General features: G+C 62.0%; 9 protein-coding genes. 2 read left to right on the forward strand and 7 right to left on the reverse strand.

The annotated features are described in order from the left end of the window. Positions 1–130: 130 nt before the first annotated feature. The 4 genes from PspCFBP13528_RS24795 to inhA all read right to left on the reverse strand — a co-directional run bounded on the left by PspCFBP13528_RS24795 (position 131) and on the right by inhA (position 5,235). A complete protein-coding gene (locus PspCFBP13528_RS24795; RefSeq protein WP_065952306.1) occupies positions 131–2,614 on the reverse strand; it encodes a TonB-dependent receptor in 2,484 nt (827 codons plus the stop codon). 101 nt (positions 2,615–2,715) lie between these two features. Beyond that, complete coding sequence (locus PspCFBP13528_RS24800) at positions 2,716–3,666, reverse strand: FecR domain-containing protein (RefSeq protein ID WP_065952305.1); 951 nt, start codon at positions 3,664–3,666, stop codon at positions 2,716–2,718. After that, entirely contained in the window at positions 3,653–4,168 is a 516-nt protein-coding gene (locus PspCFBP13528_RS24805; RefSeq protein ID WP_137201729.1) for a sigma-70 family RNA polymerase sigma factor, read from the reverse strand. Before PspCFBP13528_RS24805 ends, PspCFBP13528_RS24800 begins: the two co-directional genes overlap by 14 nt. Before the next feature lie 386 nt (positions 4,169–4,554). Next, a complete protein-coding gene (gene inhA, locus PspCFBP13528_RS24810; protein WP_101221152.1) occupies positions 4,555–5,235 on the reverse strand; it encodes an isonitrile hydratase in 681 nt (226 codons plus the stop codon). Between the two features lie 88 nt (positions 5,236–5,323). On the opposite strand from inhA, the gene PspCFBP13528_RS24815 reads away from it, so the two are divergent. Next, entirely contained in the window at positions 5,324–6,289 is a 966-nt protein-coding gene (locus PspCFBP13528_RS24815) for a GlxA family transcriptional regulator (RefSeq protein ID WP_065952301.1), read from the forward strand. Here the strand turns inward: PspCFBP13528_RS24815 and PspCFBP13528_RS24820 are convergent. The 3 genes from PspCFBP13528_RS24820 to PspCFBP13528_RS24830 are packed head-to-tail and all read right to left on the reverse strand — an operon-like array spanning position 6,278 to position 9,825. Then, the gene (locus PspCFBP13528_RS24820) at positions 6,278–7,180 is read right to left on the reverse strand and encodes an alpha/beta hydrolase (protein ID WP_065952300.1); all 903 of its coding nucleotides are present in this window, start codon (positions 7,178–7,180) and stop codon (positions 6,278–6,280) included. The genes PspCFBP13528_RS24815 and PspCFBP13528_RS24820 overlap by 12 nt on opposite strands. Before the next feature lie 25 nt (positions 7,181–7,205). Further along, positions 7,206–9,032 (reverse strand): glycoside hydrolase family 15 protein, encoded by a 1,827-nt coding sequence (locus tag PspCFBP13528_RS24825; protein ID WP_065952299.1) that lies wholly within the window; start codon positions 9,030–9,032, stop codon positions 7,206–7,208. Further along, on the reverse strand, positions 9,025–9,825 hold the full coding sequence (locus PspCFBP13528_RS24830; protein ID WP_065952298.1) for a glucose 1-dehydrogenase: 801 nt from the start codon (positions 9,823–9,825) through the stop codon (positions 9,025–9,027). The genes PspCFBP13528_RS24825 and PspCFBP13528_RS24830 overlap by 8 nt, the downstream gene beginning before the upstream one ends. A gap of 418 nt (positions 9,826–10,243) precedes the next feature. Between PspCFBP13528_RS24830 and PspCFBP13528_RS27985 the strand changes: the two genes are divergently transcribed. Further along, the gene (locus tag PspCFBP13528_RS27985) at positions 10,244–11,041 is read left to right on the forward strand and encodes a hypothetical protein (RefSeq protein WP_232790606.1); all 798 of its coding nucleotides are present in this window, start codon (positions 10,244–10,246) and stop codon (positions 11,039–11,041) included. Positions 11,042–11,441 lie beyond the last annotated feature (400 nt).

The raw sequence follows: 11,441 nt of genomic DNA on the forward strand, positions 1-11,441 counted from the left end.
GGGGGGTGATTTTGAGTGTAGGAACAAATGTGAGAATTTTCCTGCCAGCTGTGAAAAGGTTTTTTCGCGTGGCAGGAAAAGGGGACGCGCAGGGGCGATTAAGTGAAGCAATCGCCCCTGGGAAGGGGGGTTAGAACGTGCCTTTCAAACTGACGGTGAAATTGCGCGGTTCGCCATAAAAATTACCCCAGGACGCCGTGCCTACGGTTTGATAATAATTTTTGTCGAAGAGGTTTTTGCCGTTCAGCGCGACGGTCCACGTGTCATCCACACGGTACGCCAGGCGCGCATCCCACAGGGCATAACCGGCTTGCTCCAGCTTGATGCCCTGCAGCCGGTAATTGCTGCTCTGTGCATTGACGCCAGCTCCCACGCTCCATTTGGACAACGCGCCATCAAGCTGGTAGTCGCCCCACATGCGCAGCATGTGCCGGGGCACGTAGGTATTGGACGCGCCACCTTCAAGGCTGCTGTCGATATTCTTCAACGATTTGGTCTGGGTGTAGGTGTAGCCGCCGGATACCTGCAGACGCTCGAGCAATTGGCCGCTGACTTCGGCTTCGATGCCCTGGGCGCGTACTTTGCCGGTGTCGGTATAGCAATAGCCATCGGCGGAGGTCGGGCAAAAACTCAGGAAGTCGGTCTCGGCGCCGTTTTTCTCGATCGCGCGGAACAGCGCCAGCGAGCTGTTGAGGCGCCCGTCGAACCATTCGCCCTTGATGCCCAGCTCGTAGTTGTTGCCGATTTTCGGTTTGAGCGCTGCGCCATCGGCCGTTGCATAGGCACTCTGCGGCTGGAAGATATCGGCGTAGCTGGCGTATACCGACAGGTGCTCATTGAGGTCATAGATCAGCGCGGCAAATGGAGTGACTTCGCCGCTTTCTTTGGTGTGTGCGTCTTGCACGCTCCATTCGCCCCAGCCCAGGTTGTTTGACTGGCGGCGGTTGTCGTACCAGCTTACTCGGCTGCCGACGATAAACATCAACGGCTCGGCCAGACGCAGGCGCAGCGTGGCGTAGGTGCCGTATTGCGTGGCAGTTTCCTTGACCGTGCCGCCGCGGTACATGTTCGGCCAGAAGGTGTCATTGGCCGGTTCCGGGAAATGGTGGTCGGGTTGATAAATGCTTTGGCGCCTGGGCAAGTTCTGGATCGCGTAGATGTCGTCCTGGGTGCCACGGCTGCCGTTGGCGCCGAGGATCAATTCGTGCTCCAGGCCGAACGCTTCGAACTTGCCGTCCACGTAGGCATCGAGGCCGAAGTCCTTGTGGTCGTAATCCATCAAGGCTGCATAGGAATTGGCGGTAGGCAGCGGGTTGCCGTAAGCGATGGTGCCTTCGCTGGCGGCATACTTGGTGTCTTGCAGGTTGCGGCTGTGCACGGCGGCGACTTTGAGTGTCCAGTCGTCGTTGAAGTGATGGGTAAGGTCGGCGAAGAACGTGGCACGCCGGCTTTGCCAGTCGTTCCAGGATTGGCCCAGGCACGTGGAGCGGCTGAGCTTGGCACTCTTGCCGTCGCTGTAGCGCGGCAAGCCACCCCAGCACGGGCTGGCATCGACGTCTTCATAACTGGCGCCCAGGCCCAGAGTGGTGTCGGGGTTGAGATCGATGTCCAGCGCGCCGTAGAACGCGCGATCCTTGCGCTTGGAAATATCCATATAGGAGCCGCGATCCTGCTGGCTGAACGCCGCGCGGCCACGCACGGTGCCGCTGTCATTGAGCGGGCCACCGGTGTCGACATCGGCGCGGTAGTTGTCCCAGGTGCCGGCGGACAGCGACAGGCTGGACGTGGGCCTGGCCTGCGGTCGCTTGCGCACGAAATTCACCGCGCCGCTGGCGGTGCCGGCGCCCTTGAGCATGCCGGCCGCGCCTTTGAGCACTTCCACACGGTCATAAATCGCCATATTGGCGCTGAAACTGTCGGCTTGTACGTAGTCCTTACCCATGTCCAGCGGCACGCCGTCGTACTGGTACTGGCCAAGCATCTTGAAACCACGGGAATAGAAATACTTGCCGCCCATGGGCGATTCATAAGTGGTGATTCCCGGCGTGCGCTCCATCACGTCGTCGATGGTGGTGACGTTCTGGTCGTCCATCAATTGGCGGGTCATCACGCTTACCGACTGCGGCGTTTCGCGCAGGCTGTGTTCGCCTTTGCCAATGGTGACCGCGCCAGTGGTGTAGGCGCCGGTGCCGTCGGTCATCGCCCCCAGGCGTTCACCACTGATCATCGTGGCGCCCAGGTTCAGCGCGCCGGTATCGGCTGTTTGCGGTAGCAGCAGCCAGGTGCTGTTGCCCTGGCGTTGGGCTTGCAGGCCCTGACCCCGCAGCAATTGGCCCAAGGCGTGTTCGGGTTCAAAGCTGCCGTTGAGCCCGCTGCTGTTCTTGCCGGCGACGCTGCTGGCGTCGTAGGACAGGCTGATCCCGGCCTGTCGGGCGAACTGGTCGAGTGCCGAGGCAAGCGGGCCGGGGGCGATCCGCCAATCGCGAACCTGGGTGTCGGCGGCACTTTCGGCCAGCGCCGTCAGGGGCAGGCTGGCCCCGCCCAGGCAGGCGCCGAGCAGGGCGGCCCGTACCGCGTGCTTGAGGGATGAACGTTTGGAGGGGAACGCTTGCATGACCGCGGGTGCTCCTGAAGAAGTGGATAAATCCGGCCTGTTGATCGGCCTTTCCTTACAGGTCGAGCGGCAATGAGAATTCACCTCATTTATTTTTCCGGTTAAGCCCGCGAGGACAGGGTCACCCAATAGCGACTGTGGTAGGTCAGGTTGACCGGCAACGATTGGGCCAGCAATTGGAGCACCTGATCGGTGTCGTCCAGTTGATACGTGCCCGACACCCGCAGCGCGGCCACGGCTTCGCTGCAACGCACCAGGCCGTGGCGGTAGCGGCCCAGTTCGGCGAGGAAGTCATCCAGGCGCATGTTGTGGGCGCTGATGACACCTTCGCTCCAGGCCCAGGGATCGAGACCGTTGACCGGGGCAGGGCGCACGCCGCTGCGGTCGAACAGCACCTGTTCGCCGGGCTTGATCACGTGGCGTGCGTGAGCGGCGTGGCGGTCGGCAAACACCGCCACCGCACCCTGTTGCACCACCAGCAGCGTGCCGTGGGATTCTTCACGCACCAGAAAGCGCGTGCCGAGTGCGCGCAGGTCACCGTCGCGGGTGTGTACCCAGAACGGGCGATTATCGGCGCCGGTATTGATCAACACCTCACCCTGGCGCAGGCTCACCAGGCGCCGCTCGGCATTCAGCGCGACGTCGATAGCACTGGCGCTGTTGAGCTGCAGCTTGCTGCCCTCGTTCAACGCCACCCAGCGCCGCTCACCGGTGGCGGTGCGGTAGTCGGCCATCAGCGCGGGCAGGGGCGTGTAGTCGCGGCCCAGCCAGGTCAAACCGGCGGCACCGGCCAACAGCCCGAGCAGCTTCAAGCCATCACGACGGCTGATGCGCTGGCGCGCGCCATCCAGTGCATGGCGACCGATATGCGCGGGCAATTGGCTGAAATCGTCATTCATCGTCGCCACTCGCTGCCACGCCAGTTGATGCGCGGCGCTGGTGTGCAGCCACTGTTCAAAGGCGGCGGTGGCGGCGTCGTCAGCGCTGTTGAAGCGCAGTTTGATCATCCACTGGATCGCCTGGTCCACCAGGCGCGCATCAACAGTCGGCATAACGCAAGCGATAACAGGCATGCAGCGCCTTGGACAGGTCGCGCTCCACCGTGGCCCTGGACACGCCCAGGCGCACGGCGATCTGCGGGCAGGTCAGGCCGTCCAGTTGCGCCAGCAGGAACGCCTCACGCACCCGCGGTTTGAGTTGATCGAGCAAACGGTCGATGCGCTCCAGGCTGTCGAGGATCAGCAAGCGGGTTTCCTCGCAAGGCACTTCGACCTGTGGGAAATGCGCAAGGCTTTCCAGGTAGGCGCGCTCCAGTTCGCGACGCCGGTATTGGTCAATCATCAGACTGCGCGCAATGCTGCTCAAGTAAGCGCGTGGTTGCTGCAAGGTCTGTTGCCGGCGCGCGTTGAGCAGGCGCACGAAGGTTTCCTGGGCCAGGTCGGCGGCGTGCTCGCGGCAGCCGGTACGCCGGCTCAACCAGCCGCGCAACCAGGCATGGTGGGTTTGGTACAGCTGGCCGATGGCGGCATGGTCCAGTGGTTGATCGCTCGACATGGGCATCCCGGCGCAGCCGTCTTAATTGATAATGTTTCGCATTCTAGTCGTTGAGTGTGGGAATGGGCAATGAGTGCAGTGAGCGTGGCTTGCACCCATCACCGATCTGACGTCGAGCGCAGTCCAAAGGGTGGGAGGGGGCTTGCCCCCGATAGCGGCCTCTGGGCTAACCCGGCGTCCTGCCAGGTTGCCCACGGATTCAAGCCTGTGTTCGGCCAGCGTGGTTTAACGGGGCGCCTAAGATCAAGATCAAGAGCCAGATCAAGAGCGACTCGCTGCGCATCGTGGTTAGCGTTGGGCGCTACAGAGTTGTGTAGATACTTATGCTTATCAGGGGCGAGCCCTCTCCCACATTTAGATCTGCATGCATCAGTGGGAATTCAGGCTCAACCCAGGCGCGCCGCCGCCCGCGCAACAATCTCCCCACGCACCCTGCGCGATTCTGCGGTGCGCTTGTGGGCTTCCTCCAGCACATGACTGGGCGCCGTATCCGGGCGGCCCGAGTCGAACGGTGGGGCCGGCGCATATTCGATTTGCAATTGCACCAGTTGCGCGGCCGCTTCGCTGTACAACTCCGCCGCCAGAGTCAGTGCAAAGTCGATACCCGCCGTGATCCCACCGCCGGTGAACAGGTTGCCGTCACGCACCACGCGCGCTTGCACCGGGATGGCCCCCAGTGGCGCGAGCAGGTCGTGGTAGGCCCAATGGGTGGTGGCTTTGCGACCGCGCAGCAGACCCGCCGCGCCCAGTACCAGCGAGCCGGTGCACACCGAGGTCATGTAGCGCACGGTTTGCGCCTGGGCCTTGAGGAAGTCCAGGGTGCCGGTGTCTTCCATCAATGCCCCAACGCCCGAGCCGCCGGGTACGCACAGTACGTCGAGTTTCGGGCAGTCGGCGTAGGTCATGGTCGGCGTAAACACCAGGCCGGTGCTGGAGGTGACGGGTGCCAGGTCCTGCCACACCAGGTGCAGCTTCACGTCCGGCAGCGAACCGAGCACGTCATAGGGGCCGGTCAGGTCCAGTTGCTGGATACCGGGAAATAGCAGAAAGCCGATGTGCAAGGTCATGATGCAGCTCCGTCAGGGGGTGGACGGTTCCATTCTAGAGGCCTAGGCTTTGGCGAATACGCCATTGAGCCCACAGATCTCGCCAAATATGCCCAGAGTCATTCATGTTCTCGCTTTCGATAATGCCCAGGTACTCGATGTCACCGGGCCTCTGCAGGTATTCGCTTCGGCCAATGACCTGGCCCGCCAGCGCGGTTTGCCTTTGCCGTATGCGGTGAATGTGATCGCTGACCAGGCGAAACCGGTGGTGACTTCTGCGGGCCTTGGGCTGCTGGCCGATCCGCTGCCCGCCGTCGATCAGCCGTGCGACACGCTGGTGATCGCCGGCGGCTGGGGCGTATACGGCGCCGCCGAAGACCCGGCGCTGGTGCACTGGGTGCGGGAAAAGTCGCGGCACACCCGGCGCATGGCCTCGGTCTGTACCGGCGCTTTCCTGCTGGCCGCCAGTGGCCTGCTCGACGGTTGCCGCGTGGCCACTCACTGGACGCGTTGTGAAGAACTGGCGCGCAAGTTTCCTGCGCTGACGGTGGAGTCCAATCCGATTTTTATCCGGCAAGGCGCGCTGTGGACCTCAGCCGGCGTGACCGCCGGTATCGATCTGTGCCTGGCCCTGGTGGAGGAGGATCTGGGGCGTGCCGTAGCCCTGGAAGTGGCGCGGCATCTGGTGGTGTTTCTCAAGCGCCCCGGCGGGCAGTCGCAATTCAGCGTTACTTTATCCCTGCAAAAGAGCGACAGCCGCTTTGCCGAGCTGCACGCCTGGATCGCCGAGAACCTGAGCCTGGACCTGAGTATTTCCACGCTGGCCGCCCAGGCCGGCATGAGCGAGCGCAGCTTCGTGCGCCACTACCGCGCCGAAACCGGCCAGACCCCGGCGCGGGCCGTGGAGCTGATACGTGTCGAGAGTGCGCGCCGGCAATTGGCCGACAGCACCACCTCGATCAAACGCATCGCCGTGCACTGCGGGTTTGGCTGTGAAGAGACCCTGCGGCGCAGTTTCCTGCGGGCCCTGTCGGTGACGCCCCAGGCTTACCGCGAGCGATTTTCACCGCTGTAGCAATTCCAACAGCGCCGCCAGGGTGGCCTGCGGCGCTTCCTGGGGAATATTGTGGCCCACGCCGGGCAGCACTTGCCGTCGATAAAATCCGCTGAAATGCTCGATGTCGTCGTCTTCTGCAGGCGGCGGCCCCACGCCGTCATCAGCACCGCACAGCGAAATGCTTGGCACCGAAATCGGGGGTTGCAGCGCCAATGCCTGCTCGATGGACGCCAGCGCCGGGTCGCCCGGTGCGTACAGGAAGCGATGGCGGTAGGAATGGATCACCACTTCGACAAAATCGGGGTTATCGAACGATGGCGCGGTTTGTGCGTACAGGCTCGGCCCGCGCGTCCAGGACGGTGACCACAACGACCACAACAGCTCGCACAGTTCCCGCCGGTTGGCGGTCAGGCCATCCACGCCGCGCTGGGTGTGAAAGTAATACTGGTACCACAGGCGGTGTTCTGTCTCAGGTGCTCGCGGCTTGAGTGACCGGGCGATGTTCTGGATGTTGTAGCCATCGCCGGTCACCAACCCGCGCACCCGTTCCGGCCACAGCGCCGCGACGATACAGGCGGCGCGCCCGCCCCAGTCATAACCGGCCAGGGTGGCGCAGGGGATGGACAGCGCGTCCATGAAGTCCAGCAAGTCCTTGCCCAGCGCTGCCTGCTGACCGGAACGCATGACCTGCTCATTGATAAAACGCGTGGGGCCGTACCCGCGCAGGTAGGGCACCAGCACGCGATAACCTTGCTCGGCCAGGCCCGGCGCGATGTCGTCGTAGCCGCGAGGGTCGTAGGGAAAACCGTGCAGCAGGATCACCGGCTCACCGTCGAGCGGGCCGTGGGTTTCATAGGCGATATCGAGCATGGACGTGCGCACGTAGAGCAGTGGGGCGAGGGTGGTCATGACCGGCTCCTGAGCAGGGGGGATATCATGGTTGCCATACCGTTTTCGCACCACTGAGTTTACGGTCCAGAAACGTCGCCGCACTGATCAGCGCCAAATGGCTCAATGCCTGGGGCGTATTGCCCAGGTGCCGTGCCTGGCTGTCGAACTCTTCGGCGTACAGCCCCAGCGGGTTGGCGTAGCGCAGCAGTTGCTCGAACTCAAGGTGAGCCTTTTCCACCTGGCCGGCGCGGGCCAGGCATTCGACGTACCAGAACGAACACGCGGCAAACGCGCCTTCAGTGCCTTGTAACCCATCGATCTGGCTGTCGTCGTTGCGATAACGGTAGACCATGCCATCGCGGACCAGGCTTTTCTGGATCGCCTCCAGTGTCGACAACCAGCGTGGATCGGTGGCGGCAACGAAGCGCACCAGCGGCATCAACAGCATCGAGCCGTCGAGGGCGGTACTGCCGATGTGCTGCACGAAATGCCCACGTTCTTCGTTCCAGAAGTTGCTCCAGATATCGGCATAGATCGCTTGGCGGGTCTGGTCCCAACGCGCGAACGGCGCCGGTAACGAGCGCTTGGACGCCAGGCGGATCGCCCGGTCCACGGCCACCCAGCACATCAGGCGCGAGTGCAGGAAGTGATGCTGCTCGCCACGCATTTCCCAGATGCCGACGTCTTGCTGATTCCAGATTTCGCAGACTTGATCGACCACTTCCACGGTGTGCTTCCAGCCTTCGTGGGAGATGGCTTCGCCGTATTTATTGACCAGGTAAACCGCATCCATCAGCTCGCCGTAGATATCCAACTGGACCTGGTCAAACGCTTCATTGCCCACGCGCACCGGCTGGGCGCCGCCATGGCCGCTGAGGTGATCCAGGGTGGTTTCCGACAACTCCTGGCGGCCATCGATGCCGTACAGGATGTTGATTTTGGTCGGCTGGCCGCAACAGTCGCTGACCCGACCCTTGAGCCAGCGCATGTAGGCGTTGGCTTCCTCGACGAAACCCAGGCGCATGAACGCGTAGACGGTAAACGAAGCGTCGCGGATCCAGGTGTAGCGGTAGTCCCAATTGCGCTCGCCGCCGGGTGTCTCGGGCAGGCCGAAGGTGGCGGCGGCGATGATTGCGCCGTGTTTGCGTGAGGTCAGCAACTTCAGCGCGAGGGCCGAGCGGTTGACCATTTCACGCCAGCGTCCGCGGTAGTTCGATTGACCGATCCAACTGCGCCAGAACTTCAAGGTGCGTTCCAGGTAGAGGTCGGGGCAGGCGTTCGTCACGCGGGGATCGTCCTGGCCGCCGAGGACGAATTCAGCGCTCTCGTTCTGGGCCAGGGTGAAGCTGGCCGTCGCGACATGTTCGTCGAGGGTCAACGGGTGGCTGCCCGCCAGCCGTAGTCCGGGCTGACCGTCCGCGCGGAACAACACGCCTCGATCGACGGCCTCGGCGTGGGTCTTGGCGCGGGCGTAGTCATGGCGCACGGCGCAGCGTAGATGGAGCGTCGCCGTGCCGCTGACCACTCGCACGCGGCGGATCAATAAAGGTAGATCATCGACTTCTTCGCTGACGGCCAGCAAATCAGTGATTTCCACCACCGCCGCATCGCTGAGCCAACGGGTTTGCAGCACATTGGTGTCGGGCAGGTAGATCTGCTCGCGGCGTGCATTGGGCAAGTCCGGGGTGAGCTGGAAGGTGCCGGCCTCGGGGCTGTCGAGCAACGCGCAAAAGATCGATGGACTGTCGAATTCCGGCCAGCAGAAAAAATCGATACTACCCCGGTCATTCACCAACGCTGCGCTGCGCATGTCGCCGATGATGCCGTGGGCATCGATGGCACTTTGTGGTTCGTTCTTCAAATCAACCATTGCCACGAAACTCCGGATAAAGGCTCATGCCGCCATCGATGAACAGGGTGCTGCCGACCACGTAATCGGACGCGTCGCTGGCTAGCCACACCACCGCATTCGCCACGTCTTGCACATCGCCGACGCGGCCGTAGGGAATCAACTTGAGCAGCTCCTGTTCTGCGGCGCCTTCAGTGGCCGCACGGTTGATCGCCGTGCGAATCGCCCCCGGCGCAATCCCGTTGATCCGAATGCGCTGCTCGCTGACCTCCTGGGCGAGGGTGCGCATCAGCATCTCCACACCGCCTTTGGACGCTGCGTAATTCACGTGCCCGGCCCAGGGAATCAACTGGTGCACCGAGCTCATATGGATGATCTTGCCGGCGGCGCGGGACACGCCCTCACGCACACCCTGGCGGTTGAAAATTCGCACTGCAGCGCGTGCGCAGAGAAATTGACCGGTGAGGTTGACGCCAATCACCGTGTTCCAGTCCTCGAGGCTCATGTCGACCAGGTTGGCGTCTTTCTGCAGGCCGGAGTTGGCGACGAGAATATCCAGATGGCCGAAGGCATCGAGGGTCTGGGCGAACAGACGTTCGACGTCGGCTTCTTTGGACACGTCCCCAGCGACGGCAATGGCTCGGCCACCGTTGGCATTGATCTGCGCCGCGAGCGTTTCGGCCGGTGCCGCCTGGGAATTGTAGTTAAGCACCACGGCTGCTCCGGCCTCGGCCAGCGCTTTGGCTGCACCCGCGCCGATGCCGGAGCTGGCACCGGTGACCAAGGCCACTTGTTGCTGCAAGGAAATCTGCATCACCCACCCGCTGTTTAATGAGAGTCTTTTGTGCTGACTGATGCGGGGCAATGGAAGTTCAGCATGCTGTTGCGCGGGACGACGGGGAATAACCGATGGAACTGTGATTTCTCACGTACACCAAGGCCCCCTCTGAAGGCGATGTGCCGTTCAAGGGCCGCGACCTGCCGCTCATCCTGCCCAGGGTGAGCGGCGATTGGCGTTGTGCTGTGAATGGGGAAAATTTCGCGGTGTGCCTTTCATCTGTCACGACCTCCTTCCTACCCGCATTCAGAAGTTTTCAACACGTCGAGGAACCCAATGCCATCGCTCTGCCACACAGCAAATGCCTGCTGGTGCATACCTGCGCCACGGTTCATTCATCGCTGGCACAACTGCAGCAGCAAGGCACCGCCCTAAATCAGAACTGGAGCACCACATGTCGGTATCCGCATCCAATCAAGCGTTGCCCTCAGCCATTGACAACCTCTCGCAGCCGCCTGCAGCCGCCCAACCCAGCCCTGCGGCCAAGGGTGCGGGCGCGGCAGGCCCAAGTTTCGAGCAGTCGGCGAGTCAGCCCGGCCCGGTTTTCGATAGCGCAACGCAGTCTTCGAAATCCGGCTTCAATCCAGGCCCACCTCCACGTCCCAACCCCACGCTGCCGGATCCTTATTACGGCAAGCAAAGCAACGAGCTGTTGGCTCAGGGGCTGTTGAATAGCTACAACGCGTTCAAACCCTGGTATGCACCGAACGTCACGCCTGGACATGTCGATAAGTTGGCCGGTCGGCCCCTGACCGGTAACCCGGAGCGGGATGCGAATATCAGGCTGGCCAGGGAGTTGCTCAAGCGCCCAGGCCTGATGCAGGCTCTGGATCGAAATAACGGAACGGGGTCTTTGGACCAGTCCTTGTCCAAAGACGACATCAATAAATTCATTCTTTCGTCCAACCCTCTGAAGCTTCAGGACGACAGGCAACTTGCCCAGAATGTCCTGAATAACTTCAGTGCGTTGAAAGGGCCGTGGTGGAGCGCTGACAGAAACGCCATCGATATCAACAAGTTCGCACAGCTCGCTGCGCGCCCGCTTTATGGTCATGCGCCAACCGACAGCATCACCCAACTGTCTAGGGAAATCATGAATCGTTCGGAGCTCAAGGGCTCGATGGACAACGTTTTCGGGTTCCTGCGCGATGGCAAGATCACTCGAGACGACCTGTATCGGCTCCTGCGCTAAGACCTGGCTTCACTGCGTTGTATCGGCTGGTGGATTCCCCAGCCGCGAAATCGCCCGTCGGCGATGCGGGAACCATTTGCAAGTATTTACCACGAACAGAGCATCCATCGGTCTTACCCTTGGATGCCTTCGTCTACTGGAACAGGTAATGGCCTATGAATTCCACATCATTTGAACCTCGCCAGTCTCACTCCCAGTACGCTGTTGCAAGCTTGCCTGCTCCGGCAACTCCGGTGCAAAGCCCAGGCAAATCTCAGGCAAAGGGGCTCAACCTCACGTCATCGCCCAAGTTCAGTTTCAAGGCGCCTACGACCGAAGACTTTGACAGGGGCTCGCGAACCTCGGAGGACGGGCCGGCGCCTCGGTCTGCGTTGTCATTGCTCGAAACACTCTGGAGCAA

The sequence above is a fragment of the Pseudomonas sp. CFBP13528 genome (genome assembly GCF_005233615.1).
GTDB lineage: Bacteria > Pseudomonadota > Gammaproteobacteria > Pseudomonadales > Pseudomonadaceae > Aquipseudomonas > Aquipseudomonas fluorescens_AM.

Excerpts from the sequence above, each read along its gene's own strand:
- PspCFBP13528_RS24795 (WP_065952306.1), bottom strand. The coding sequence starts at position 2,614 with ATGCAAGCGTTCCCCTCCAAACGTTCATCCCTCAAGCACGCGGTACGG.
- PspCFBP13528_RS24800 (WP_065952305.1), bottom strand. The coding sequence starts at position 3,666 with ATGCCGACTGTTGATGCGCGCCTGGTGGACCAGGCGATCCAGTGGATG.
- PspCFBP13528_RS24805 (WP_137201729.1), bottom strand. The coding sequence starts at position 4,168 with ATGTCGAGCGATCAACCACTGGACCATGCCGCCATCGGCCAGCTGTAC.
- inhA (WP_101221152.1), bottom strand. The coding sequence starts at position 5,235 with ATGACCTTGCACATCGGCTTTCTGCTATTTCCCGGTATCCAGCAACTG.
- PspCFBP13528_RS24815 (WP_065952301.1), top strand. The coding sequence starts at position 5,324 with ATGCCCAGAGTCATTCATGTTCTCGCTTTCGATAATGCCCAGGTACTC.
- PspCFBP13528_RS24820 (WP_065952300.1), bottom strand. The coding sequence starts at position 7,180 with ATGACCACCCTCGCCCCACTGCTCTACGTGCGCACGTCCATGCTCGAT.
- PspCFBP13528_RS24825 (WP_065952299.1), bottom strand. The coding sequence starts at position 9,032 with ATGGTTGATTTGAAGAACGAACCACAAAGTGCCATCGATGCCCACGGC.
- PspCFBP13528_RS24830 (WP_065952298.1), bottom strand. The coding sequence starts at position 9,825 with ATGCAGATTTCCTTGCAGCAACAAGTGGCCTTGGTCACCGGTGCCAGC.
- PspCFBP13528_RS27985 (WP_232790606.1), top strand. The coding sequence starts at position 10,244 with ATGTCGGTATCCGCATCCAATCAAGCGTTGCCCTCAGCCATTGACAAC.